Origin of the sequence: Parageobacillus sp. G301, assembly GCF_030268025.1 — a bacterium.
GTDB lineage: Bacteria > Bacillota > Bacilli > Bacillales > Anoxybacillaceae > Parageobacillus_B > Parageobacillus_B toebii.
This window is the reverse complement of sequence record NZ_BSDB01000002.1, coordinates 1,246,767-1,271,169: the sequence shown is the minus strand read 5'-3', so window position 1 is coordinate 1,271,169 and position 24,403 is coordinate 1,246,767. Positions and strand designations below refer to the sequence as shown.

General features: G+C 44.4%; 27 protein-coding genes and 1 riboswitch. Of the genes, 1 reads left to right on the top strand and 26 read right to left on the bottom strand.

Annotation, left to right across the window (positions count from 1 at the left end):
• Positions 1-7: 7 nt before the first annotated feature.
• The 24 genes from QSJ37_RS15300 to QSJ37_RS15185 form a co-directional block, all read right to left on the bottom strand.
• A complete protein-coding gene (locus tag QSJ37_RS15300) occupies positions 8-424 on the bottom strand; it encodes a bifunctional adenosylcobinamide kinase/adenosylcobinamide-phosphate guanylyltransferase (protein ID WP_285755978.1) in 417 nt (138 codons plus the stop codon).
• Positions 358-1,011, bottom strand: coding sequence for a histidine phosphatase family protein (locus QSJ37_RS15295; protein WP_285756160.1), 654 nt, complete (start codon positions 1,009-1,011; stop codon positions 358-360). The genes QSJ37_RS15300 and QSJ37_RS15295 overlap by 67 nt, the downstream gene beginning before the upstream one ends.
• Entirely contained in the window at positions 969-1,757 is a 789-nt protein-coding gene (gene cobS / locus QSJ37_RS15290; protein ID WP_285755977.1) for an adenosylcobinamide-GDP ribazoletransferase, read from the bottom strand. Before cobS ends, QSJ37_RS15295 begins: the two co-directional genes overlap by 43 nt.
• Positions 1,754-2,314 carry a bifunctional adenosylcobinamide kinase/adenosylcobinamide-phosphate guanylyltransferase gene (locus tag QSJ37_RS15285; protein WP_081188242.1) on the bottom strand — a complete coding sequence of 187 codons (561 nt, stop codon included), beginning with the start codon at positions 2,312-2,314 and terminating at the stop codon, positions 1,754-1,756. The genes cobS and QSJ37_RS15285 overlap by 4 nt, the downstream gene beginning before the upstream one ends.
• Positions 2,311-3,381 carry a threonine-phosphate decarboxylase CobD gene (gene cobD / locus QSJ37_RS15280; RefSeq protein ID WP_285755976.1) on the bottom strand — a complete coding sequence of 357 codons (1,071 nt, stop codon included), beginning with the start codon at positions 3,379-3,381 and terminating at the stop codon, positions 2,311-2,313. Before cobD ends, QSJ37_RS15285 begins: the two co-directional genes overlap by 4 nt.
• The gene (gene cbiB / locus QSJ37_RS15275) at positions 3,338-4,309 is read right to left on the bottom strand and encodes an adenosylcobinamide-phosphate synthase CbiB (RefSeq protein WP_285755975.1); all 972 of its coding nucleotides are present in this window, start codon (positions 4,307-4,309) and stop codon (positions 3,338-3,340) included. Before cbiB ends, cobD begins: the two co-directional genes overlap by 44 nt.
• Positions 4,306-5,790, bottom strand: coding sequence for an adenosylcobinamide amidohydrolase (locus tag QSJ37_RS15270; protein ID WP_285755973.1), 1,485 nt, complete (start codon positions 5,788-5,790; stop codon positions 4,306-4,308). Before QSJ37_RS15270 ends, cbiB begins: the two co-directional genes overlap by 4 nt.
• A complete protein-coding gene (locus tag QSJ37_RS15265) occupies positions 5,790-6,842 on the bottom strand; it encodes a FecCD family ABC transporter permease (RefSeq protein ID WP_062752781.1) in 1,053 nt (350 codons plus the stop codon). The genes QSJ37_RS15270 and QSJ37_RS15265 overlap by 1 nt, the downstream gene beginning before the upstream one ends.
• Positions 6,808-7,764, bottom strand: coding sequence for an ABC transporter substrate-binding protein (locus QSJ37_RS15260; RefSeq protein ID WP_285755970.1), 957 nt, complete (start codon positions 7,762-7,764; stop codon positions 6,808-6,810). Before QSJ37_RS15260 ends, QSJ37_RS15265 begins: the two co-directional genes overlap by 35 nt.
• Positions 7,765-7,893: 129 nt before the next feature.
• Positions 7,894-8,108: riboswitch (cobalamin riboswitch) on the bottom strand.
• 128 nt (positions 8,109-8,236) lie between these two features.
• Positions 8,237-8,851, bottom strand: a complete 615-nt coding sequence (locus QSJ37_RS15255; protein ID WP_285755969.1) for a PH domain-containing protein — start codon at positions 8,849-8,851, stop codon at positions 8,237-8,239.
• A 13-nt stretch (positions 8,852-8,864) separates the two neighbouring features.
• A complete protein-coding gene (locus tag QSJ37_RS15250) occupies positions 8,865-9,050 on the bottom strand; it encodes a hypothetical protein (RefSeq protein WP_015864344.1) in 186 nt (61 codons plus the stop codon).
• A 152-nt stretch (positions 9,051-9,202) separates the two neighbouring features.
• Complete coding sequence (locus QSJ37_RS15245) at positions 9,203-9,946, bottom strand: GntR family transcriptional regulator (RefSeq protein ID WP_285755967.1); 744 nt, start codon at positions 9,944-9,946, stop codon at positions 9,203-9,205.
• Positions 9,943-10,698 carry a glucosamine-6-phosphate deaminase gene (gene nagB / locus QSJ37_RS15240; RefSeq protein WP_285755965.1) on the bottom strand — a complete coding sequence of 252 codons (756 nt, stop codon included), beginning with the start codon at positions 10,696-10,698 and terminating at the stop codon, positions 9,943-9,945. The genes QSJ37_RS15245 and nagB overlap by 4 nt, the downstream gene beginning before the upstream one ends.
• An 18-nt stretch (positions 10,699-10,716) precedes the next feature.
• Positions 10,717-11,889, bottom strand: a complete 1,173-nt coding sequence (gene nagA, locus QSJ37_RS15235; protein WP_285755964.1) for an N-acetylglucosamine-6-phosphate deacetylase — start codon at positions 11,887-11,889, stop codon at positions 10,717-10,719.
• 177 nt (positions 11,890-12,066) lie between these two features.
• A complete protein-coding gene (locus QSJ37_RS15230) occupies positions 12,067-13,860 on the bottom strand; it encodes an ATP-binding protein (RefSeq protein ID WP_285755963.1) in 1,794 nt (597 codons plus the stop codon).
• Positions 13,860-14,582: a response regulator transcription factor gene (locus QSJ37_RS15225; RefSeq protein WP_285755962.1), complete on the bottom strand. Its 723-nt coding sequence runs from the start codon at positions 14,580-14,582 to the stop codon at positions 13,860-13,862. The genes QSJ37_RS15230 and QSJ37_RS15225 overlap by 1 nt, the downstream gene beginning before the upstream one ends.
• A gap of 115 nt (positions 14,583-14,697) precedes the next feature.
• Positions 14,698-15,885 carry a c-type cytochrome biogenesis protein CcsB gene (ccsB, locus tag QSJ37_RS15220; RefSeq protein ID WP_285755960.1) on the bottom strand — a complete coding sequence of 396 codons (1,188 nt, stop codon included), beginning with the start codon at positions 15,883-15,885 and terminating at the stop codon, positions 14,698-14,700.
• Entirely contained in the window at positions 15,869-17,530 is a 1,662-nt protein-coding gene (resB, locus tag QSJ37_RS15215; RefSeq protein WP_285755959.1) for a cytochrome c biogenesis protein ResB, read from the bottom strand. Before resB ends, ccsB begins: the two co-directional genes overlap by 17 nt.
• A 12-nt stretch (positions 17,531-17,542) precedes the next feature.
• Entirely contained in the window at positions 17,543-18,067 is a 525-nt protein-coding gene (gene resA, locus QSJ37_RS15210) for a thiol-disulfide oxidoreductase ResA (RefSeq protein ID WP_285755958.1), read from the bottom strand.
• A 102-nt stretch (positions 18,068-18,169) separates the two neighbouring features.
• Positions 18,170-18,901, bottom strand: coding sequence for a 23S rRNA pseudouridine(2605) synthase RluB (rluB, locus tag QSJ37_RS15205; RefSeq protein ID WP_285755957.1), 732 nt, complete (start codon positions 18,899-18,901; stop codon positions 18,170-18,172).
• 151 nt (positions 18,902-19,052) lie between these two features.
• Positions 19,053-19,586 (bottom strand): spore maturation protein, encoded by a 534-nt coding sequence (locus QSJ37_RS15200; RefSeq protein WP_015864354.1) that lies wholly within the window; start codon positions 19,584-19,586, stop codon positions 19,053-19,055.
• Positions 19,586-20,182 carry a nucleoside recognition domain-containing protein gene (locus QSJ37_RS15195; RefSeq protein ID WP_081188222.1) on the bottom strand — a complete coding sequence of 199 codons (597 nt, stop codon included), beginning with the start codon at positions 20,180-20,182 and terminating at the stop codon, positions 19,586-19,588. Before QSJ37_RS15195 ends, QSJ37_RS15200 begins: the two co-directional genes overlap by 1 nt.
• Complete coding sequence (locus tag QSJ37_RS15190) at positions 20,175-21,320, bottom strand: D-alanyl-D-alanine carboxypeptidase family protein (protein ID WP_285755955.1); 1,146 nt, start codon at positions 21,318-21,320, stop codon at positions 20,175-20,177. The genes QSJ37_RS15195 and QSJ37_RS15190 overlap by 8 nt, the downstream gene beginning before the upstream one ends.
• A 202-nt stretch (positions 21,321-21,522) precedes the next feature.
• Entirely contained in the window at positions 21,523-22,479 is a 957-nt protein-coding gene (locus QSJ37_RS15185; protein ID WP_285755954.1) for a superoxide dismutase, read from the bottom strand.
• 120 nt (positions 22,480-22,599) lie between these two features.
• On the opposite strand from QSJ37_RS15185, the gene QSJ37_RS15180 reads away from it, so the two are divergent.
• Positions 22,600-23,406, top strand: a complete 807-nt coding sequence (locus QSJ37_RS15180) for a DUF2935 domain-containing protein (protein ID WP_285755953.1) — start codon at positions 22,600-22,602, stop codon at positions 23,404-23,406.
• A 42-nt stretch (positions 23,407-23,448) separates the two neighbouring features.
• On the opposite strand, the gene QSJ37_RS15175 is transcribed toward QSJ37_RS15180, so the two are convergent.
• Together QSJ37_RS15175 and QSJ37_RS15170 are read right to left on the bottom strand one after the other, a co-directional pair.
• The gene (locus QSJ37_RS15175; protein WP_285755952.1) at positions 23,449-23,940 is read right to left on the bottom strand and encodes a YpuI family protein; all 492 of its coding nucleotides are present in this window, start codon (positions 23,938-23,940) and stop codon (positions 23,449-23,451) included.
• Between the two features lie 24 nt (positions 23,941-23,964).
• Positions 23,965-24,384, bottom strand: coding sequence for a hypothetical protein (locus QSJ37_RS15170; protein ID WP_285755950.1), 420 nt, complete (start codon positions 24,382-24,384; stop codon positions 23,965-23,967).
• Between the last annotated feature and the right edge of the window lie 19 nt (positions 24,385-24,403).

The window sequence follows — 24,403 nt, the reverse complement described above, 5'->3', positions numbered from 1 at the left end:
CTCCCCCTTATTTCATTCGTTCTGCTAATCCGCACCAAATACGATCGACGCGGTCGCAAAGCTGAACCAATTGCTGGTAACACCAGCCGGTTACATCGCGCCATAATCGTTCTTCTTTTTCCACCGGGACAACCCCCTGCGTAATGTCAGAACCAATCCACACAACCGTTCGGCCAGAACCTTGTCGTTCCCACTCATGCCACATTTGAAACATGCGTTTCCAATAAGCTAAATCTGGAATACACCGAATCGCTGCTTCCAATCCTTCCATCACAACGATTCGTTCGAGTATATTCGCATCTGGCTCGCCATATTCGCATTCATATCCGTTATACCAAACGACATCTTTCCGTTCTGTTATTCGGTAGTAAGTGCACGCCCATTTTCGTTTTCCTTGAAAAGCACCTCCGACAATGAAATGCATCGTTTTTTCTCCTTCCACCTCTCGAGCGTCGATTGCAGTGTATACCCGCCGCCAAATGGCACCGCCCATTCCCAAAACGACCGTTCTTGCGGAGCGTAGCGCTCCAATACGTAACGAATCGGGCCGCCATGCGTGGCGACGGCGACATGTTTCGCATTTGTTTTCTCGGCAAGTATGATCGTTTGTTCCAACGCTTGCTCCACTCTCGTTTGAAATTGTTGATAGCCTTCCCCGTTGGGAGGAACAGTCGAAAGCGGGGAATTCAACCATTTTTGATACTCTTTTATTTCTTTCAACTCAAAAAACGTTTTTCCTTCCCAGTCGCCAAAATGCATTTCCCGCCATTGCGCCATTTCGAATTTCGCGCCGGAATAACTTCGAAACAACAGCTCACACGTTTGCCGGCACCTCAGCAAATCGCTTGATACAAGCAAATCAACAGGCGCAAAAAACTGTAAGTCTGCTTTAAGAAGCCGCGCTTTTTCTTGCTCTGCAAGCGGTACATCCGTATGCCCGATATATCGTCTTGCTTCATTTTCCGGCGTCATACCATGACGTATGAACGTAATAGCCAAATCATACACCATAGCCACGTCTCCACTCCTTCGACAAACGCCCCAAGCGCATCGCCGGTAATGCCGCCAAATTGTTTTTCAAAAAACAAACGCGCAACGAAAACAGCAAATATTGTCCCACACACTAAAAATATAACGGTTTTCCAAACAGAAAAATGGGCGGCGCATAAACACGCGAGTAAGCAGCTGCCAATAATCATTGCAACATGCGCATCGTAACGATCGGCATGTTCCCGAAAAGCAGCAGCCATACCAGTTTGTTTTGCCGGTTTTCCATAAATAAGCAACCATGCCATCGCCGTTCTCGACAACACCGGAATAACGGTAATAAGGAATATATCAAAATCGGAACATATTGTTTCAAACATAAATAAAAAGCGAAATGAAAGCAAAAACAAAATCGATAATACCGCAAACGCTCCAACACGCGAATCGCTCATGATTTCTTGACGCCGCTTTACATCCCGATACGAAAAAAACGCATCGCTTACATCCATCCAACCATCCGCGTGCAATCCGCCTGCGATCCAAATAGATAGCCACATGAGGGAAAGCGCAAGAAACAACGGCGAAAGAGAAGAAAACGAAGAAAACATGAAGTACGTAACAGCTTCAATAACGCCAATCAGCGCACCGACAAGCGGAAATGTGCGGACAGACCAGTGTGCCGTGGCATCGTTCCAATCAATCTGCTTCCGAATAGGAATCACCGTTAAAAATTGAACAGACAATAAAAACCCGCTCCAAACCGCTTTCATGACAATGATTCTCCTTTTTTCACAACAGCTATGCCATTCTGCACCAAAATGGCGATTTGAGCGTTTGCGACAATTTGTTGATGAAGCCACCCAAGCGTTTTCATAAAATGATATGTCCCTAAATCATCCGGGACTCCTCCAGAAAATAATTCATTCGAGACAATGATTAACGCCTTGCACGCTTTTTCTAATTGCTGTAACACAATCCACATTTGTCTTGCCTTATGAAAACAGTTCGCTTCCTTTTGCCAGCTTTCATCAGCAAACAATTCGTTAGCAAGCCAGTTCGTTATACAATCAAGCAAAACAACGTCGCTTTTTGTAAAAACAGGAATCAGTTTATCAAGCCGCACCGACTGTTCCCATGTGATCCACTTCATCGGTTGTTTCTTTCGCCGCTTTTGGTGATGATCAATCCGCTGTTTCATTTCGTCATCAGACGCTCGTGCCGTTGCGATATAGTGTAAAGAACTTTCTGGAGTTGCCAGCTTTTGTACATAAGTTTCAGCAATTCGGCTTTTTCCGCTTCGGACACCGCCGCTAATAAACACGATCATTGCGCCCACCGCCTTAGCACATGCAGCAATTGATCGTTTTCTTCCTTCGTCTTCACCGCTAAACGCAAATAATGGCCGTCAAGGCCGCGGAAATTCATCGTATGGCGCGGCACAATCCCTTTCTGTAATAAATGATAAAGCAGCGCTTCTGTGGAACGGTTTGGCAACCGTAATAAATAAAAATTAACGACCGATGGCGAAACATAATACCCATAATCGCTTAATGTCGTCGTTATTCGCTCCCGTTCACTGGCAATCATCCGCTTTGTTTGTGCGACAAACTCGTTCATCGGCAAAAAATGCAACGCCAGCTGCTGGGCAAGTCTACTTACGCTCCATGGCGGCTGCAATGCTTTTACTTGCGCAATGACTTCCTTATTGGCAACCATATAGCCGATACGCGCCCCGGCTAAATGATGGATTTTCGTTAATGAACGCAAAACGATCAGATGGGAAAAGTCGTTCACCCACTGCAATGCGGTAAAGCCATCGATCCAAAAATGATAAAACGCTTCATCGATGACAACAAATGTCTCTGCCTTCTCCGCTGCCACAAGCAACGTATATAGATCTTCTTCCGTCATCACCGTTCCGGTTGGATTGTTTGGATGGCATAAAAAGAAAGCATCAACATCCCCTAATAACGTTGTTAACTCACTTAGATTATATTTCCAGTTGCTTTCCTCATTCGAGACAATCGAAACGATCTTACAATGGTGAGCCTCACAAGCGCGGCGATATTCAGAAAACGTCGGTTCCGCAATTCCAATTCGTTTCCGTGAAAATAATTGTCCTAGCAAATGAATGCATTCCGAAGCGCCGTTGGAAATCAGCACTTGCTCCGGTGCGATTCCTTCGATACGCGCAAGTAAATCAACTAATAAAGAAGCATCCGGGTCTGGATATTCCATCGTCCAACTGCAAAAATCAGCTTGTTTCGGCCAAAGCGACAGCGGCAATACATATGGATTTGTGTTGACACTAAAATCAACGTAAGTTTCTGGAATTGGAATCCCAAGATGCTCATATAATTGGCGGGGATTTGCTCCATGTGCTGGCAAATTCAATCAATATCCCTCCTATGAACAGCAATATCGCAAACGATAAAACCGTAACGAGCATAATCCGCACTGCATGGCGAATATGTTCTTTTTTTAGCGGAACGAGCGGATCGCCGATCGTCGGCCGGTGCGAAACGATTCCGTTATATGTGTTCGTTCCGCCAAGCTGCACGCCTAAAAGCGCCGCCATCGCCGCCTCCGGCCATCCGCTGTTTGGGCTTGGATGCTTGGGAGCGTCGCGAAAAAGCACCCGCAAGCAATGACGAAGTCGCTTTCCGCTATGGATAAATATCATCACCATCGCCGTAAGACGAGCAGGCACATAATTGACCACATCATCCAAACGCGCTGACGCCCAACCGAATTCGCGATACGCCTCATTTTTATAGCCGAGCATCGAATCACACGTATTTACGGCCCGATAAAAAAGCGCCAATGGAGCCCCGCCGATGACAGCGTAAAACAACGGCGCGGTAATTCCATCGCTCGTATTTTCCGCCACCGTTTCTACACAAGCGCGCACAATTTCCGGTTCGTCAAGATTATCTGTATCCCGGCCGACAATCATGCTTAATTCGCGGCGGGCCTTTTCGATTTTTCCTTGTTCTAAAGGAATAAGCACATTCCAGGCAGCTTCTTGTAAACTTTTTGTCGCAATCGTCGTAAAAATAAGGACCGCTTCCATCATAACGCCAAATATCCATGAAAGAGAATAACTGATATATACAACAAGAGACGCCAAGCAGTAAACCATTCCTGCTACGGCCGCGACGGTAATAATCCCTTTCATCCGCCGATATCGCCCTTGATTAAGCCGTTTATCGAAAAAGGAAATGAATGATCCGATTCCACGCACGGGGTGCGGAAGCCAACGAGGATCGCCAAGCAACCAATCCAGCACAAGCGCCAGAGCAATCGCCAAAAGATGACTCACAATGATTCCCTCCGCTGTTTATAACGGCGAAGGGCTTCCTTTGTCGCTTCATAAACGGTTCGCCCGATCGCTTTTCCAATCGGTGTGATCGTTCCAGCATAAGGAAACGTTGCTCCCGTTTGTGTCGCGGCAATCGCGATGCAATCCGTCGATGTTCCTGTTGCATAGGTGCTTGTTTCAGGATCAACAATTTTTTCATCGTATAATGCTTTTGTTTTTGCTTCCGTCGCCGTCATTAAAGCCTGCACGTAGGCAGCATCCGTCAATGTTCCGTCGATAAATACCATAATGTTAATCGTACCGACTTTTTGGCTTAATTCCTCTCGTTTCCATGCTTGTGCGGCATCAACGGCATTTCCTACTCCAGCGGTAACGACGGCCCATACAGAAAACGCATCATGTTTCTCATACATGCAGACGGCATCTTCGACAGAAACAGCGGTCATCATTCCAATCGTTTTTTGGACGGGAAAGCCGCGGCGCCGTAAATAATGTTTCATTTCCGTTTCCGCATCTTCGCAATCATAATCTTTTGAAACTTGACGATTGACAAAATGAGTCGCCCATTGAAAGCCTGATCCGACAAGCGCGGAAGATAACACCTTAAGCGGCTCGGTTGCGGTTACAACGACGCAGTCCTCCAACATTTTCCACGCGAATCGTTCGCGCAGTTCGTTATGTTGTAATATCGGAAATTTCCATTCCCGTAAAAACGCCATAAGCGGTTTAGAGACGGTCGGATGTGCTTGCCTGCTTACGGACGCGTGAAATACAGAACGGAAAAGCTCAGGTTCCATCAGCTCTTCCGGCGTCCCTAGCGCGACTACCTCCCCGTTTTTTAACATTAAAAGCCTGTCACAATATAAACTAGCGATGTTAATATCATGAAAAATCGCAATAACCGTTAACGCTTTTTCCTTCGCCGAGCGGACAAGCTGGTCCAATAGCTTCATTTGCTGGGTAATGTCCATATGATTGGTCGGTTCGTCTAGCAATAAAAGCTGAGGCTGCTGCGCAAGCGCTCTTGCTAAATAAACACGCTGACGTTCTCCCCCACTCAAACGGTCAATCCCTTCTTCTGCTTTTTCCATTAGCCCAACTTCTTCGATTGCTGTTTTCACCGCTTGTTCATCTTCTTCCGTCCATGTCGGAAATAGACCGCTTTGATGGGCATATCTTCCAAGTTCCACTGTTTCTTTTACCGTATATCCGAATGCCGCATCAACCGTTTGCGGAAGCACCGCGGCAAAACGAGCCCATTCTTTTTGCGAAAAAGAACGAAGCGGCCGGCCGTTTACTGTTATACTTCCGTTTTGTAATAACAACTCCTTGCTTAACAGTTTCAATAAGGTCGTTTTCCCGCTCCCATTTGGCCCTAAAATCCCAAATACTTCTCCCTTTGTTACGGTAAACGTTACATCATGAAGCACTTGTTTACGATGATAGTGATAAGAAACATGGTTTACTTCAAGCACATTCATCACGTCTTTCTTCGCATTCTTCGAAAAAATAGTAGTGCAAATAAAGGTGCGCCAATCAATGAGGTAATTACGCCGATTGGCAATTCTCTCGGCGAAATAATCGTACGTGCCAATAAATCAGTAAGAACGAGAAAGGCACCGCCATACAATAGGGAAAGCGGCAACAGAAGGCGATGGTTCGGACCACAGACGAGGCGAACCATATGTGGAACGACCAATCCGACAAAACCGATCGTTCCGGAAACAGACACCGCCGCGCCGGTTAGCAGCGAAGCACCGGTTAAAATCATCACTTTTCGCTTCAACACATCGACCCCGATATGCATAGCGGCCGACTCCCCAAACGCAAAAGCATTCAGTTCGCGCGCATTAAAAAGCAGCATGATCACTCCGATGAGAAAAAACGGAAGCATCATCATCGTATATTTCCAGCCGCGCATCGCTACGCTCCCCATCAGCCATGCAATAATTTGCCGCAATTCTTCTCCGGTTAGCGCAATCATTAATGAAATAAGCGCGCTGAAAAACGCCCCGAACATAATTCCAACTAGGATGATGGTCTCTACGGACATTTTTCGCTCCACCGCTCGTGTAAATAAAAGAACAAGCACGAGCGTCACAAGGCCAAATATAATGCTGACAATAGGAAGCGTAAATGTACCAAATAGCGGCAATTGAATACCGAAGAAAATGACAAAAACAGCGCCGACGGAAGCACCTGACGACACGCCGAGCGTATACGGATCGGCAAGCGCATTTTTTAACAGCCCTTGAAACGCCGCTCCCGCGACCGCCAGCGACGCCCCGACAAGAAACGCGAGCACAACGCGTGGAAGGCGGATCGCCATCACGATTTGCACGAGATCATCGGGAACATCGCCGGGCAACGGCAACCCAAACGAGATCGAAAAAATAATCTTGATAATAGTAGAAAAGGGAATCGATAGAGAACCTATCGATATCCCCAGCAAGAGCGAAGTAATAACGACCGTTATTGCAACTGCATACATCCATATATTACTTAAAAATATCCGGGTAAATTGTTTTTGCAAGTTCCTCTACTCCTTCGATCAAACGTGGACCTGGACGGCTTACTAAGTCTGTATTTACATCATACACCCGTTTGTTTTTCACCGCCGGGACATCTTTCCAAGCAGGACGGTCCAACACTTGCTTCGCTCCGCCGTATGTTGTAATAATGACATCCGGCTTGTACGCGACCGCTTTTTCTTCCGTAACCATCGGCCACCCTTCTAAATCACCGGCGACATTTTTCGCGGAGATCGCCTGGAGCATCTCATCAATAAACGTTCCTTTTCCAGCAGTATAAATTTCTGGAGCTGGTGATATTTCGACCCATACTTTTGCTTGATCTTTTTCTTTAATTTGCTTTGCTTTTTCTTTTATAGCTTCTAATTTTGTTTTCATATTTTGGATGATTTCTTGTGCTTTGTCCGCAGTTCCTGTCGCTTTGCCAATTAATTCGATTGAATGATATACATCATCAAACGTTTTCGCGTCATGGACAACCAATACAGCAATACCCGCATCTCTTAATTGCTGAAGCCCATCTTTCGAGTTATGTGCGCTAGACGCATGGGCAAGTACTAAATCTGGCTTCAACGAAATAACTTTTTCTACATTAAACTCCAAGCCGCCTATTTTTTCCTTATTTTTTACATCTTCCGGATAGTTATCAAAATCGCTGACGCCAACGATTTTGTCTCCTAATCCCAACGCATAGGCAATCTCTGTGTTGCTTGGAATTAAGGAAACGATTTTTTTTGGCTCAGACTGTATCGTTACATCCTCGCCTAATCCATCTTTTACCGTTACCGGAAACGCCGCTTGTTCCGTTTTCGGTTCTTCTTTTTTTGCAGGCTCTTTACTTGCGTTCTCTCCATTACATCCAAACAAGAAGCCGAATGTAAGGATGAATACGAGCAACATGACATACTGTTTCCATTTTTTCATTTTTTGTTCCCCCTTCTTTATGTAAAATAAAAAAACTCATTCCTAACTCGGAATGAGCGAGAAACGGCAATATGTATACACGAAGGCAGCCACCGTTGCCGTTTCCTCATCTCACCCCCCGAAGATAGGAAACCATAAGCGAACAAGGCAGGTCTACTGACTCATGCTTCATCCTACTCTGAACCTTCCCATACGGCAAACGGCGCTTGCCATTCCACCGTACAGTGGCGATTTCATTTCGTCAGCATTTACAGTTGCGGGGACAGTTCTGGACTTTCACCAGATTCCCTATTAAGCCATTAAGAGCGAATCGCTCCATTCGGCACCTTGCCGCTATTGTATAAAATTGTCGAACAATTGACAGTTATAATATTAAAGGAAGAAAGATCGTTTGGCAATAAAAAATTCAAAGTTTCATTGTTTTCAAGACATTCAAACCCCCGAACTTTTAGCGATCCGGGGGTTACTACAATTAATTATTAATATACCGTTCAAACACAAAGCCGAAGTCTTTCACCGTATATTTTGTTTTCGCGTCAACGAGCCATTGAAACGCGAGTTCATTCACCGCTTTGAAATCGGCAACGAAATTATTTGTGTCACTTTTCACTCGCCCGAATACGTTTGCCGTCAATTCCAAACTTTTATGCGCGTACTCGAGCTTCGTTTTGTTTTCATGGCAAAGCTCAGAGATGGCGAGCAGCGATTTATATAAATCTTTTAGTTCTTCTAAATGCTTTTTATGGACGTCAATCGAATAGGCATGGGCGCCGATTTTAAACTTAATCTCCACGTCTAAATCGACCGTGCCTGCCGTTTCGAGCGACACGTCGGAAATCGTATGTTTGTAATAATCATAGCGGCGCAATACGCGTTTTTTGCTTGTCGCGCTCGTGCCATCCAAATGAATAAGCGCTTTATTGGTAAAGCAATACTCATCCGACTTCGATTTAATTAAGAAATAAATCTTTTCCCCGTCTTCATGCATCACGTAATCATCGGCATCGACTTTATCATAGTTTTCCGGTTTAATAACCGAGCCGATATCGCTTAATCCAAGCACATCGGCGGCGACTTTTCCAAACATAGTATAGCTCCTCTCATTTTTCATGATTATTTGTTTTTTGCGAGAAACACCCATCGCAAATAATGGTCCCTTCTTGCTGAAGGAAAGCCTTAATTTCTACCATTCCTCTGTACACCGGATACCTCATGCGCACGTAGATAGGTTCATTTTTTTCAATCGGCTTCCCGCAGACGGAACAAGTTGGAGACCGGGAAAACATATGATTTTCCTCCTTTTTTATTAAAAATATACGTAACAAAAGAACAACAAGTTTCATTCATGGCGTAAAAATGTCGTTCATTTTATCGCAGCGGCGATCTTGCCATGGGAATATACGTATGGCTTTTCGGATTTTTGGTTAGGCAGGCAAAATCAAAACCGAGCCGTTTTGCTCCAGCGTTCCATCTCAATCGTCAATTTGTAACGGTCGGCGCGATAAACCGATTTGACGACTTCTAGAGGCCGTCCGTTATTTAAATAACTTCTGCGCTGCATGAGCAATACAGGCGCACCTTCCTTTATTTGCAACAGCTCCGCCTCCATCTTGCGGGCGACGGAAGCTTCAATTACCTGCACGCCCGATTGAATGGCCAACCCTAATTCTTTTTCAATAAAATCATAAACGGAACCGATTACAATTTCGTAGGTTAAATGAGGAACAAGCATACATGGAATATATAATGTTTCGAGTGCCATCGGCAGCCCGTCGGCAAGACGGACGCGGCGGATTTCGTAAAGATCCGCTCCTTCGCGGACGTCCAAAAGCTGTGCTAATGACGTGCTGGCAGGAACAATGTTGAAATCGAGCACGTTTGTTCCAGGTTCCATGCCGCGCGCGCGCATATCTTCTGAAAAACTTGTAAGCCCTTTCAACGGCTGTTCGATTTTTGTCGCGGCAACAAATGTTCCTTTGCCGCGTTTTCTTACTAAATATCCATCATTCACTAAGTTATTGATCGCCTGCCGAACAGTCATTCGGCTAATATCGTATGTTTCCGCCAGTTCCCGCTCGGACGGAATCATTTCTCCCGGCTTGAGCTGCCCTTTTTCGATCATTTCTTTAATTCCTTGCTCTAATTGATAGTAGATAGGAAGCGGTGAGTTTTTGCTAATCATTTTGCATACACCCTTCGTTTTTCATCTGGTACAAGCGACAATGCATCTTGATCAGCAATCACCGTGACGTTCGGATGAGTATGAAGCACCGATGCCGGCACATCTGTAGTCACGGTTTCTTCGAACAGCTTTGCCATAATTGGCGCTTTCGCCGTTCCCGACGCTAATAGCAATATATGACGGCTTTTCATAATCGTTGCGATTCCCATTGTAATCGCTTGGCGCGGTACATCATCTAAAGATGGAAAAAAGCGAGCATTCGCTTGCCGGGTTGACGGCGCCAGTTCGACTACATGCGTCGGTGTCGAAAACGATGTCCCCGGCTCATTAAAACCAATATGTCCGTTTCTTCCAATTCCTAACAGCTGTAAATCAATTCCTCCCAAATTTTCAATTAGCTGTTCATAGCGCTGACATTCCGCTTTCACATCATCGCTCGCTCCATTTGGAATATATGTTTGCGAAAGCGGGATATCGATATGGGAAAATAAATGTTGATTCATATAGTAACGATAGCTGTTCGGGTGATCGGGCGACAAACCAATATATTCATCTAAATTGACCGTACGAACGTTTCGATAAGATGTTCCGTTTTGGCGATGATCCTCGACTAATTGTTTATATGTGCCAAGCATTGTCGATCCCGTGGCAAGACCAAGAACGGAATCAGGCTTTTCCTTTACCTGGGCAATAATGATGTCAGCCGCTTTCTGGCTCATCTCTTCGTAGTTGGCTGCTTCAATTAATTTCATCGTCCGATCCCCCCTTTTTTATTTTGAATAGGCAAGTTTACCACGGCATATCGTCATCACAACATGATGCTGTTCGTCTAATACGACAAGATCAGCATCTTTCCCGGCGCGGATGCTTCCTTTTTTGTCTGAAACGCCTAACTGCTTTGCTGGATTCCAGCTAGCCATGCTGATAATATCTTCCAGCGTGCATCCGGTAAAAGACATGGCGTTTTTCACCGCATCGCCTAATTTTAAGATGCTTCCAGCCAACGTGCCATCTCGTAATGTTGCTTTTTCTCCTTGAACAATGACATCTTGGCCACCAAGTTCATATATACCGGCGCCGAGACATTTCGCGCGCATCGCATCCGTAATTAATATGAGGCCATCACTGCCTTTCATTTTGTACGCAAAACGAACCATTTCCGGCGCAACATGAATTCCATCGACAATTAGTTCACATACAACTTCATCGTGCATAAGAACCGCTCCGGCAACTCCCGGCTCGCGATGATGAATACCGCGCATGCCGTTGAATAAATGAGTGGCATGGGTCACTCCTGATTGAATGGCGGCGGTTACTTGTTCGTAAACCGCATCGGAATGACCGATCGAGGCGACGACACCAGTTTCTTTTAAGTATGCCGCAAGCGCCAATCCATTCTTTTCTTCCGGCGCCAGCGTGACAAGGCGAATATGTCCATTCGCGATGTTCTGCCACTTTTGAAATAATTCGATATTTGGTTCAATAATATTTTTTGGATGCTGCGCTCCCGAGCGTTTTGGAGAAATAAATGGACCTTCTAAATGAATGCCAAGCACCTCTGCTTCTCCAGGTGGATTGCTTCTATATATATATTGCGCAACGTTTTGCAAAGCACGTTCAATATCCGCAATCGGTGCGGTCATCGTCGTCGCTAAAAAACTTGTTGTTCCTTCCTTTGGCAATGTTTTTGCCATTGTGCGCAACGATTCGTCTGTCGCATCCATTACATCGGCTCCAGATGCTCCATGGATATGGACATCAATAAACCCTGGTACAATGGAGAAGCTTGGGTCAAGCTCTATCACCTCTGCTTCACTAGAAGCTGGGCATGAGGACATCGGCCCTACTTCAATCACTTTGTCTCCCTCTGTCAGCACATATCCCTGCTCGATTTTTCCTGTTTCCGCATATATAACCGCATTTTTAAGCAAGCATCGTTTCACTGATTATTGCACCTTCTTTCTGTATAATTATATTAACATCATATCATCTAGTTGTCTATACCACTATATATTTTGTATCATTCGAAATAAACGCACCAATACTCACCATTGGCTTCCCTTTTCTTTTTCGTTTCGCCATCAAAAAAACAGCCCCTCGCTGCTTAGGCAAGGGGCATATTATGCTTCATGCGGGCCGTCTGGCAAATAAAACGTAAACGTCGTTCCTTCATGAAGCTTGCTATGAACGGAAATCGTCCCTTTGTGGGCCTCAACGATATTTTTCGCAATGGCAAGGCCCAATCCCGTTCCCGAGCGGCCGCGCGTACGCGCCTTATCCGCTTTGTAGAAGCGTTCAAACACAAACGGCAAATCTTCTTCTGGGATGCCGGAGCCGGAATCTTGGACATGAATCGTGACGCCGTCTCCGCTTCGCTCAACAATGATCTTGACCATCCCGTTTTTATCCGTATGACGAATCGCATTATCAATTAAATTCGTCAAAACTTGCTCAATCCGGTCTGGATCCATCGTAATTTGGATATCCTCATTTTTAAACTCCACGGACAAATCAATTTGCTTTTCTTTTGCTAGCCCTTGAAATTTGCGAATAATCCGCCCAATATACGGAGCGAGCTGGACGGTTTCGTAATTTAATGTAATATGACCCGCTTCCATGCGCGCCAAATCAAGCAAGTCATTGACAAGACGGCCTATGCGCAACGATTCGTCGTAAATCACTTTTGCCATCTCTTTCTTTTCTTCATCCGTTGCCGCAATATCATCAATAATCGCTTCGCTGTACCCTTGAAGCATCGCAATCGGCGTGCGCAGTTCATGAGAAACGTTGGCGACAAAATCTTTGCGAAGTTTATCCAAGCGGCGTTCTTCCGTCATATCGCGCAGCACCGCTACCGCACCGCGTACAGTCGTTTTGCTGTAAAGCGGCGTCATTAAAATCACCCATGTCCGTCCTTGTAGCGACAATTCGATCGATTGCTCTTTCTCCTCGCGGACAACACGAATAAATAACTCTTTTACTTGCGGCGGCAGCGGAGCCATCGTTTCCGCACCGTTTCCTTGCTCAAAATACCATGCTTGCAAAAACCGCTCCGCAGGTGGATTCGTAATTAATATTTCGCCATCGCGATTAAATGTAATAACTCCATCGGCCATACTGCTTAAAATACTTGCCAACTGCTCTTTTTCCTGATTTAGGGCATTAATATTAAACTGCAGCCGTCTTCCCATCTGATTAAACGCCATCGCCAAGCCGCCAATTTCATCATCCGTTAAAATTGGCACCTTTGTATCAAACTTGCCACGCGCCACTTCAAACGCCGCCTGCCGCATTTTTCGCAATGGAGCGGTAATACGAGTTGATAAGAAGAAGGCAAAAAATGTTGTTAACACAATGGCGATAAATGCCGCAAGAAAAATTAATTTTTTCGTTTGCCTTGTTGTATCTTCAATTGCCTGCAATGATTGGTAAATAAATACTCCGCCCCGATTTCCATTTGCCATTTCAAGCGGCACGCCAACAATAATCACTTCACTGCTATATCGACTTCTGCCGGTTTGTACATTTGGCAAATAGGTTTTCTTTTTTACGTTTTTTCCTTCTGTCAATACTTTTCGCAAATCTTTATCTTGCTTAATGAATGATAACGGCAGATCCCGCAATTCATCGTTTGTAGGAGAATACCAGTAATGCGATGAATCAACAAAAATAACAGCTTTAGACATATTACCGACAAGCGTCCATGCAATGGAACGGGCCAGTTTTTCGTCTTCGTAATCATGCATTACTTCCGATATTTTTGTTGCTAGCTGAGTTAATTCTTTTTCCGCTTCTTGCACATAATAATTTTCAAAAAATTTCAATAAAAGAATCGTAAGAACAAATAACACACACGAAACGAGCAATAATATAGTAACCCATAATTTCCCGACTACGCTGCGAAAAAGCCACATTAGTCATTCACTACCTCAAATTTATAGCCAACCCCCCAAACGGTTACGATCATCTTTGCCGCCGTTGGGGAGACTTTATTCAACTTTTCACGCAAACGTTTAATATGTGTATCTACCGTGCGCAAATCGCCAAAAAATTCGTAATGCCATACTTCTTTCAATAGCTGTTCACGGTCAAATACTTTATCTGGAGATCTTGCTAAAAATAAAAGCAACTCGTATTCCTTCGGAGTTAAATTCACTTCCTGACCGTCAACCGTTACGCGATGGGCATCGTTATCAATTGTTAAATGTGGAAAAACGAGCACATCTTTTGCGGTCGTGTCAGCAAGAACATACATTGTATTCGCTGCACGCCGCAACAGCGCTTTTACGCGCAATACGACTTCGCGTGGGCTAAACGGCTTAACAATATAATCGTCTGTCCCCACTTCAAACCCTTGAACACGGTTCGATTCTTCCCCTTTTGCTGTCAGCATAATAATCGGGGTTGCTTTCTTTTCGCGAATTCCTTTGCATACCTCAATGCCGTCCCTCCCTGGCAGCATGAGGTCAAGCAAAATGACATCATAGTCGTTTTCGAGCGCTTTTTCGAGCGCGTCATCGCCGTTATCGGCCTCATCAATGATATAATTTTCGCGCTCTAAATACATTTTTAGTAAGCGCCGAATGCGTTCTTCATCATCTACTACTAAAATTTTGACTTGTTGATCTTTATCCATAGAACATCCTCCCTTGTTCACTATTGTACAAAAATTCATGGCATTTATCCACATTATTGTAAAATAAGGATGCCCAAACCTCGGGGCATCCTTTTATCCCAGTTACGCTGCTTCGTCATGTTCCGGCGTATGAATGCAGCCCGGCAATCACTAAGTTAACCGCGACTAAATTAAACATAATAATCGCAAAACCAATGACTGCAAGCCATGCCGATTTTTCACCGTGCCATCCTTTTGACAAGCGAAGGTGTAAAAACGCGGCGTAAAACAGCCAAGTAATAAGCGCCCATACTTCTTTCGGGTCCCAGCCCCAAAAGCGAGTCCACGCAATTTGCGCCCAAATCATCGCAAAAATGAGCGCTCCAAGCGTAAATACGGGGAATCCGATCGCGACCGCGCGATAACTGATTTCATCCGTTAAATCTAAGTTTACGTTTTTGACAAGCGGCTGCAAGGCGGCGGCGATCCGCTTCCGCAATATGAGGCGGAGCAATGCATATAAAATCGTGCCCCCGATTAGCGACCAAATCACCGTATTTAATTTTTTCGCATTGATGATTGCCGGCATATACACCAGCGGCTCAAAACGATCGGCACTTTCTTTCACTAGCTTTCCTTCATGCGGCCCGACTAACGCAGGCATATGATAAACTGCTTCCGTTTTTTGCCGACTTTTATCGATCCACGTAAATTTTGCTTCATAATCCGCAAGGGTGAATGATGTTGATACAAGCACAAAGCCGAGCGTCGTAATTAAGCAGAACATTACGACTTCCAGCCAAAATGTTCGCTTGCTTGGCTTGGACTGGTCGACGACACGAATCAAATAAATGAGACCGGCAACAAAGCTGACAGCCAAAATTGCTTCTCCTGCCGCGGCAGTGGTCACATGGATATGTAGCCAGTCGCTTTGCAATGCCGGAATCAGCGGCGTAATTTCGCGCGGAAACATGCTGGCGTAAGCGATCACCAATAAGGCGACTGGCAGCGCAAATAAGCCGAGAATGCTTATTTTATAAATAAAATAAATAATGATAAAGGCGGCGACAAGCATCATTCCAAAAAAGGTAGTAAACTCAAACAAATTGCTGACCGGGGCATGTCCCGCTGCAATCCACCGTGTAATAAAGTAGCCTAGTTGAGACAGAAAACCGATAATCGCCGTGATAATTCCAAGTTGTGACCAGCGATTTTTTCCCGTTTGTTCCTTTCTTTTATCGCGAATCGCTCCGCCGAAAAAGAACGTTCCAATCAAGTAAAGAATAAAAGCAATATATAGTAACGTGCTACTGAGCTGCGCCATGCACTTGCCCTCCTTGTCCCGCTTTTGTCTCCTCATCCGCCTGGTCCTCTGGCATTGCTAATCCGGTTCCGTCAAGGATGCGGCGAATTTCATTTTTTAAACCAAACCAGTTTTTATTCGTATGCGCAGCAAGCCATACTTCGCCATTGACGCGCTGCAGCCAGATGCGGCGATGGTTCCAATACATTCCTTGGATGAGACCAATCATAAAGATCGCTCCGCCAACGCCTAAAATCCAAAGCGTAAAGTCGCGGCGCACAGTAAGTCCTGATACGTTTCTCGTCTCTAATCCAGCAAACTTCATTTTATACTTGTTATCCCCAAACGGTTCAATCGTTTGCTGAATGGCCACAAAGCTTACTTCCCCTTTCGGCTTATCAGGGGTAAACATTTTAAACACGAACGCCGGATTGTTTGGAATTTTTGATTTTGTAGCCGGATTCCCTTCCTCATCAAAATAAAAATCAGGGAAATAGCTTAATAGTTCTACCCGATAACCGTTGCCAAGGTCGTAGGAAGATTTTGGATTGTGCAAATCAATAACGACAGTGCCAAACGATTTTCCCGACGTTTTATCCATTAATTGAAACGCCATTTTATACGGCTCGTTTTGTTTAAAATCGACTTGATATAGCGCGTAATGATCATATTTCAACGGTTCGTTGACACGTATCTTATACTCTTTTATTTTTTGCAGCTTCGGTTCTTCACCGGCGACAATAGGACCGACACGTTTGTAGAGTACAACGTTCGTTTGGTAATTTTTTGCTACCGTGCCGTTGCCGACGCGATCAATCGCCGCATTAAACACTTCATTTTCTTTTCCTTTTTCATATGTCTCATAAATAAACTTTTCGTTCTTTAAAAAATATTTTCCTTGTGTACCGGGAATCTCTTTTGTTTCTCCTTCGCGAATCCACAGCACCTCATCGACATACATTCCCGGAACAAAGCGAAGCATCGCTCCAATTAAGAAAATAATTAATCCGATATGATTGACATAAGGGCCCCAGCGGGAAAAACGACCTTTTTCTGCTAAAATATTGCCGTTTTCTTCACGGATATGGTAGTGGCGCTGCGCCAATTTTTCTTTCACGCGTTTTAGCACATCATCGGCATCATCGACTTTTGAAACACTAAATAACCGCTGCTTCCGCAAAAAGTTCGGATGTCTTGTGACGCCTTGTTTTTTCAACGCGCGATAGAGCGGAATCACACGGTCTAAACTGCAAATGACGAGCGATACGCCGATTGACGCAATTAAAAGCATATACCACCATGACTTATACAAGTTATTAAATCCGAGCTTATAATATAATTTTCCTGCCCATCCGTATTGATCGGCATAATATTCAGCTGGGCTGACGTTCGGCGGAATATACATTTCCTGTGGAAAAATCGTTCCGATCGCTGAGGCGATGAGTGTAATAACAATAAGCGCCACTCCGACCTTCACGGAAGAGAAAAACGCCCAAATTTTATCGATAATGGTCTTATTATATGTTTGGGAACGGCGCGCGCTCCCTTCATAGCGCATGTCCAAAAGTCGCTTCTCTGTATTTTCCTCAAGCGGTTTTCCGCATGATTCACAAAAAAAAGTCCCATGTGGATTAACATGACCGCATTCGCATTTTACATGTTCCATTGGCAAAACTCCTTACGGTTTAATGCTTTCCATGTACTGCTTTACCATTTCTTCCGTCATTGTTCCTGTGATGATTTTTTTGACTTTGCCGTTTTTGTCGATTAAAAAGGTTGCTGGCAATCGATCGACATCATATGCGTTCATGACTTGATCTTCACGGTCAATCATAATTGGAAACGTCAAACCAAATCGATCGGCGAATTTTTGCACGCTCAACTTCGGCTCGCCAACGTTGACCGCTAATACTTCGACCCCTTGCTTTTTATATACGCCATACTGGCTGTTGATGTACGGCATTTCCTTTTCGCACGGCTTACACCACGTTCCCCAAAAGTTTAAGAACACCCCTTTGCCGCGATAATCAGAAAGACGGTGTTCTTTTCCGCTTAAATCGGTCAAGACAAAATCCGGCGCCGTCGAACCAACTTTTACCCTTTCTTTTTCTGTAAAAAAGTTGGAATAAATCGTATATCCTACCCCAGCCAATAATAACAACAAAACAATCGTTCGCATGATAAGGCGTTGTTGTTTTTTCATGTTCCTAACCCCTCGAAATCATAATATTCCATTTTCCATTATAACAGTGTTATTTATAGTGAAAATTCATATTATATGAAATTTATGTGACAATGTAAACGGTTATTTTCCACCGCCTGACAACGCAAGCGCGCGCAGCTGCTTTACTTCATGCGGTGTAAGTTTACGATATTCACCAGGGTTTAACCCTTTTAAATCGAGAAAAGCGTATCGCTCTCGCTTTAGTTTCATCACTTTGCATCCAATTGCTTCAAACATTCGGCGCACTTGGCGATTCCGTCCCTCATGGATGCGAATTTCAATAATGGCTGTTTGTTTTTGTTTATTGTGAGAAAGCAGTTTTACTTTTGCCGGCGCCGTCATGCCATCTTCGAGCATAATTCCTTTTTCAAGCAGTTTTAATTGCTCCCGTGTCGGAATCCCTTTCACTTTTGCGATATATACTTTCTCGATTTCGTAACGAGGATGCATTAATAAATTGGCAAAATCCCCATCGTTCGTAAGCAAAAGAATTCCGGACGTATCATAATCGAGACGGCCAATCGGGTAAATGCGTTTATCAACATCTTTAAAAAAATCGGTTACGACTTTCCGACCTTTATCGTCTTTTACGCTTGAAATGACCCCGCGCGGTTTATAAAAAAGATAATATACTGGCTCCTCTCTTTCTACCGGTATCCCATCTACTTCCACTTTATCCTGAGGACCTACTTTCACGCCAAGTTCGGTAACGACTTTCCCGTTTACCTTTACTTTTCCTTGCAATATGAGTTGTTCTGCTTTTCGTCTTGATGCGATGCCTGCATGAGCAATAACTTTTTGCAATCGTTCCATCACTGTTTCACCTCTTTCATCATCTTACTCTTTCGATCCAAAAGATACAAGCATGCTCTCTCACTATTTTTATCATACTCGCCCTTTTTCGACAAATACAAAAGTTATATCGATAGAAAACGACAAAAAAAGCCGCCTAATCATAGGCGAGCTATCTTCCAAAGACAAACAGCACAATAAAAAAGGAAACGATAAAGCTGAGAATATCTGCTAAAATCCCTACTTTGAGCGCATCTCCCATCTTTTTAATGCCGACGGCGCCAAAATAAACGGTTAAAACATACAACGTTGTTTCCGTGCTTCCTTGTATGGTGGATGCAAGCCTGCCAATAAACGAATCGGGACCATATGTAGCAATTAAATCGGTTGTCATCCCAAGCGCAGCGGTACCGGAAATGGTGCGAATCATCGCCAGCGGCACCACTTCAGCCGGAAGACCGATCGCATCAGCAAGCGGTTTAATCCCGTTCATCATATAATCAAGCGCGCCAGACGCGCGGAAAATGGCAATCGAAACAAGCATGCCGACTAAATACGGAATAAGCGAAAACGCAATCTGTATCCCTTCTTTTCCGCCTTCGACAAACGCTTCATAAGTTGGCACTTTTTTTACGGTTCCGTATAAAAGAATAAACGCAATGGTTACTGGAATAAGCCAAGTAGAAAGGAGTTGGATGAACGCCATTACCGCTTCCCGCCTTTCCGCGTGCGTTTCCAATAATAATAACGGTCGATGAAAACCGCGCCAACCGTCGAAATGGTTGAAGCGACGAGCGTAGTCCCAATAATTTCTCCAGGCGATGCCGAATCATATGTCATGCGAATCGAAATGACCGTCGCTGGAATAAGGGTGATGCTTGATGTGTTAATTGCTAAAAACGTTACCATCGAACGACTTGCTTCGTCTTTATGGCCATTGAGCTTTTTCAATTCTTCCATCGCCTTAATCCCCATTGGAGTGGCGGCGTTGCCAAGCCCGAACATATTGGCAATCATGTTGGAGACGATATAGCCAAGCGCTGGATGGTTTGCTGGCACTTCCGGAAACAAACGGCGGACAAGCGGTTTGAAAAAAGCAGCAAGCCTCTCAAGAAGACCGGCTTCCTCGGCAATTTTCATTAATCCAAGCCAAAACACTAGTATGCTGATCATGCCGATGCTGATTGTGACCGCTTCTTTCGCGCTTTTAAAAATTGCTTCATTCACTTCATTCATCGTACCGTTTATCATCGCAAAAACAATTCCAATAATGGCCATCGCTACCCAAATAAGATTAACCATCGCTTCCCACACCTAAAAAATGAAATGCGTTCCAAATGGAATGGTCCGTTTCCTTGCTTACGCTCTTTTTATACAAAAGCGGAACTTCATCCACCGCTTGACCCCCTAAATACAGCACCGCTTTCCCAACGACGGTCGGGATTCCCCTTTCGTCTTTCTTCCAATCTTTTTTTGGACGAAGAAGATAAATTTTCACGTGCAGTTCTTTGATTTCTTCTTCCGTCACAGGATATCGCAAATCACGGCTTGCTTGTATGTTTTTTCGGTAAAAGGAATCACGAATTTTTTTCACCATTCGTTTTCGGCTTACTTTTGCAATCATATAATGGCCAAAGCCATATTCATACATGGCAATATGGTCATTCCAATCATCCGGTGCATCCAATGTTACCGCAATTAAATCCATTCCGCCTTTGGAAGCGGTAGTCACAAGCGTTCGCTTTGCCCGTTTTGTATAGCCTGTTTTTCCTCCGGTGCAATACTCATACAAACTAGTGAGCAGCTTATTTTTATTCCTCCATACCCGATCCCAATCTTCTCCGGGAGAAGCAGGAGCCCGGTATACTTCTGTCCCAGAAATCTTGCGAAACTCCTTATTTTTCATCGCATACTGCATAAGAAGCGCCATGTCATAGGCAGTGGAATAGTGATTTTCCGAATCGTCTAATCCGTGTGGATTGGCAAAATGGGTATTGCGCATGCCGATTTCCGCTGCTTTTTGGTTCATTAAAAATACAAAGCCTTCCAAGCTGCCGCCCACATGTTCGGCAATCGCCACCGCCGCGTCATTTCCGGAACGCAGCATCGTCCCATAGACAAGATCGCGAAGCTTTATTTTTTCTCCTTCCTTTAAATAAATCGACGACCCTTCTGTATGAACAGCGCGGGCGCTTACCGTTACCGTGTCATCCATTTTTCCTGATTCAATCGCTAAAATCACCGTCATAATTTTGGTAATGCTTGCAATGCGCCGCTTCGTATGCGCGTCTTTTTCAAATAATATGCGTCCGGAATTCTGCTCCATCAAAATGGCGCTTTGCGCACTGACTCCGTTCATTGCCCTTGCCCGATCCGGAATACATGAAAAAAGCATCATCACCGCTGCGATGAACAGTGCAATTTGTTTCCGTATCTTCATGTAATCCCCATCCCTTTTGCTGTTTTGTACAAGTGTATGCGCCAAAAAATATAGATATGATTGTAAAATGTACAAGTTCATCAGCACAAACGTCATTTGCAAGTATACAAATCCGCCTTGTTAACGAACGAAAAACATGAATAGCTTTCACTCGTTGATGATACTAACGCAAGAAAGACGAAGGATGCCCCTTCGCCTTTCATTAAAACGGTTTCCAGCGCAATTTTCTTGCCTGCTCAAACCGTTCTTCCACATCGCGCCAATGAACAACATTCCACCAGCTGTTAATATATGCTGCACGGTCATTTTTATATTGTAAATAATAGGCATGCTCCCAAACGTCTAACACAAGAAGCGGAATCGTATCCCATTGCGTCATGAATTGATGCTTTTCCGTCTGTAAAATTTCTAAGCGGTGCGACCGCGGTGACCAAACGAGCAGCGCCCAGCCGACTCCTTCGACGCTTTTTGCCGCCTCAGTGAAATGGCGCTTAAACCTTTCAAAGCTTCCAAAATCGCGTTTTATTTGTTCTAGCAACTCACCGCGCGGTTCTCCGCCGCCTTTTGGATGCATATTATTCCAAAAAATCGTGTGCAAATAATGTCCAGAACCGTGAAACGCCGCTTCTCTCTCCCAATGCTTCAACAGTTCATAATTATTCGTTTCGCGCGCTTTTTTCATCATTTTTTCTGCTTTATTTAAGCCGTCCACATAGCTTTGATGGTGCTTTGTATGATGCAGGCGCATAATTTCTCTGGAAATATGCGGCTCAAGCGCATCGTAACTGTATGGAAGCGGCGGAAGGACGTGTCTTCCTGCTGCCACATATGTTTGTTGTCTTTCTTCTGCCTCGCTTTCTTCTTCCTGTTCGCTGGCCGTTTGTTGTCTTTCTTCTGTCCCGCCTTCCTCCTGTTCACTGGCCGACTGCCCATTTTGTTGAAACGCCAGCGCTTTTTCATATACTTCGTCCACCATGCGCTGAAGTTCATAAATGGCGTCTTCCGTCCATGCGTCTCCATGATTTTCAATGTAGGAAAGCAATGAATCAACGCGGCAATCGCCGCTGTCCTCCCCCCGCTGCAGCAAAATTTGCTCGACTTGTTTTCCCCATTCTTTTACTTCCGCCACATATTGTTGAATTCGTTCTTGTTCATTCACTTGGAAATTCCTCCCTCTTTCTTTGTCATCATATCGTATGCCATCCGCCTAAAACTCGTTCTTGTCCGCATTCACCCATTTTCCTTAGTACTCATACATATAAATCGAGGTGAGGAACAAGTGAAAAACACATTGGAACACGAAGCATTATGGGAAATGCGTTTTTGGATGCAGATCCTTGGCGACCATTGCCGATTCATTCTTGAGTCTTTAGCGGAAAAAGAAAAGATGGAAATTGATCAAACAAAGCGATTCATTTACATGTTTGATGAACTGTTAGAAGAAGCGCGTCGGTTGCCGGCAGAATCTTGGACTTCTCTTATTCAGCGCGGAAAAGAGGCAGGTGAACAGCTGCGGACATTCAAACTTCATTTATTAAAACGGCTTTTGACAGAAAAAATCAGCTTTTCCCTTCCCCCTACTTTTCTCAACCATATGGTAAATGAATTAGAAGAATGGCTGCGTCTTGCTGGCTATTACGTCCAAGGGAGACGGCCTCCCATCGTCCACCCGCTTCATCATGATTTGTTATGGCTTCTCGACGCGGCCGGTCACGCCGGTGCGATCCACGACCGCCTTGATCATGCGGAAAAGGACTTAAAACAACAAAGCCATACGTTTACAAAAGAGTGGGAAGAATTTTACTTCAAAGCAATCGAAATGGCAGGATATTTGCGGACAAACATATATGATTTTCCAGCTTTGCATCGCTTTCACCGGGACATTCAATTAGAAATGGTTATTTTTCAATGTTTTTTGCGCGAATTGGAAGAAATGGAGCTAAACAAAGAAGTGCTTGGCGTCCTGACGCCGCTTATGGCGGACCATATGGCACGAGAAGAATGTTATTATTTGCAAAAACTAGCGGAGACGACAAACGAAGTAAAATCGCCTGCCTGCGACCCGACAAAACCAAGGACAGAATGATGAACATCAAAAAAGCTGCCCCAGATGTGGGACAGCTTGCGTTCAATTGGATTGCATCATTTTCGTCCGATAGTCCGTTTCATAAAATTCCAGCTCTTCACGAATCGTCTGAAACTCGCTTTCAAGCGATAACAACAAATCTTTCAACGAAGGCGGAGGGGTTTGACGAAACTTAATCGAGTTGCGTCCCGTATAAGCGGAACGGCTATCTTCATACCACGCATCGCTTTTTGGCGTAAAATATTCGGCAATACATAGATGATAGACACGATACAATGTTCTTTCCGCCGCCGCTTTACGAAATGGTTCATCATTCAATATGATACGGCACGCCTCAAGCCCCTCCTCGCAATATACAACGAGGCGGCGTAAATTCGAAAGCAATAATTCATAATAGGCTTTGTCGCCTCCTTCTTGTTCCGCCAATAGTTTGGTCAACGTTGTTTCATTTAAATAATTGGAAATCGTCTGAACGGTTTTTTGCAAAAAGGCTTCTACTTGTTTCGTTTGATTCAAAACCATTGAGTTCCCCATATTCACAAGACCCCCATATCGGTTTTAAGATGGCTGGCGAATAAAAAGAAGCGGTGACGTTAAATGATATTCGCCATTTGTCTGCAATGATGCAAATATGTCTGGAAGCTTCGTAAATTCCATATGCGCAAAATAGCGGCGAAATTCTTCTTCCTCATTAATATATACTCGCTTACGGTACCGGAAAGCCGGATTTTGCAATAAACATACGAAAGCAACGATATCGCGGAAATAGACGTCACGCCCTAAAACAGTAAAAATCGGATTTTGTTCATACGGCGTAAACGATGAAATAGATTCCTCAAAATAGCGCAAATATAGAACGTGAAGCGTTTTTTCAACCCCATCTTCGCGAAACGTTACTTCCGAGCGGCTGAAATAATCTTCAAACGTATTCGGCTTCGATTTTTCCAGCTCATATCCTTGCAAGCGGCAAATCCGCATACAACAAGCCCCCTTATCA

What these genes read in the sequence shown, in the direction of transcription:
- QSJ37_RS15170 (WP_285755950.1), bottom strand. Translation starts at nt 24,384, where the DNA reads ATGCGGATTTGCCGCTTGCAAGGATATGAGCTGGAAAAATCGAAGCCG.
- QSJ37_RS15285 (WP_081188242.1), bottom strand. Translation starts at nt 2,314, where the DNA reads ATGATCGTGTTTATTAGCGGCGGTGTCCGAAGCGGAAAAAGCCGAATT.
- resB (WP_285755959.1), bottom strand. Translation starts at nt 17,530, where the DNA reads ATGGAACATGTAAAATGCGAATGCGGTCATGTTAATCCACATGGGACT.
- QSJ37_RS15295 (WP_285756160.1), bottom strand. Translation starts at nt 1,011, where the DNA reads ATGGTGTATGATTTGGCTATTACGTTCATACGTCATGGTATGACGCCG.
- QSJ37_RS15200 (WP_015864354.1), bottom strand. Translation starts at nt 19,586, where the DNA reads ATGGCGTTCATCCAACTCCTTTCTACTTGGCTTATTCCAGTAACCATT.
- QSJ37_RS15250 (WP_015864344.1), bottom strand. Translation starts at nt 9,050, where the DNA reads ATGTTTTCCCGGTCTCCAACTTGTTCCGTCTGCGGGAAGCCGATTGAA.
- ccsB (WP_285755960.1), bottom strand. Translation starts at nt 15,885, where the DNA reads ATGGCGCAGCTCAGTAGCACGTTACTATATATTGCTTTTATTCTTTAC.
- QSJ37_RS15245 (WP_285755967.1), bottom strand. Translation starts at nt 9,946, where the DNA reads ATGATTAGCAAAAACTCACCGCTTCCTATCTACTATCAATTAGAGCAA.
- rluB (WP_285755957.1), bottom strand. Translation starts at nt 18,901, where the DNA reads ATGGAACGATTGCAAAAAGTTATTGCTCATGCAGGCATCGCATCAAGA.
- QSJ37_RS15300 (WP_285755978.1), bottom strand. Translation starts at nt 424, where the DNA reads ATGCATTTCATTGTCGGAGGTGCTTTTCAAGGAAAACGAAAATGGGCG.
- QSJ37_RS15190 (WP_285755955.1), bottom strand. Translation starts at nt 21,320, where the DNA reads ATGAAGATACGGAAACAAATTGCACTGTTCATCGCAGCGGTGATGATG.
- QSJ37_RS15175 (WP_285755952.1), bottom strand. Translation starts at nt 23,940, where the DNA reads ATGGGGAACTCAATGGTTTTGAATCAAACGAAACAAGTAGAAGCCTTT.
- cobS (WP_285755977.1), bottom strand. Translation starts at nt 1,757, where the DNA reads ATGAAAGCGGTTTGGAGCGGGTTTTTATTGTCTGTTCAATTTTTAACG.
- resA (WP_285755958.1), bottom strand. Translation starts at nt 18,067, where the DNA reads ATGAAAAAACAACAACGCCTTATCATGCGAACGATTGTTTTGTTGTTA.
- QSJ37_RS15225 (WP_285755962.1), bottom strand. Translation starts at nt 14,582, where the DNA reads ATGGATAAAGATCAACAAGTCAAAATTTTAGTAGTAGATGATGAAGAA.
- QSJ37_RS15260 (WP_285755970.1), bottom strand. Translation starts at nt 7,764, where the DNA reads ATGAAAAAATGGAAACAGTATGTCATGTTGCTCGTATTCATCCTTACA.
- QSJ37_RS15230 (WP_285755963.1), bottom strand. Translation starts at nt 13,860, where the DNA reads ATGTGGCTTTTTCGCAGCGTAGTCGGGAAATTATGGGTTACTATATTA.
- nagB (WP_285755965.1), bottom strand. Translation starts at nt 10,698, where the DNA reads ATGAAATTAATTGAAGCAGCCAACTACGAAGAGATGAGCCAGAAAGCG.
- QSJ37_RS15270 (WP_285755973.1), bottom strand. Translation starts at nt 5,790, where the DNA reads ATGAATGTGCTTGAAGTAAACCATGTTTCTTATCACTATCATCGTAAA.
- QSJ37_RS15195 (WP_081188222.1), bottom strand. Translation starts at nt 20,182, where the DNA reads ATGGTTAATCTTATTTGGGTAGCGATGGCCATTATTGGAATTGTTTTT.
- QSJ37_RS15255 (WP_285755969.1), bottom strand. Translation starts at nt 8,851, where the DNA reads ATGTTTGGAAAAGTCGCCGCCGATGTGCTTGGATTAAGCGATATCGGC.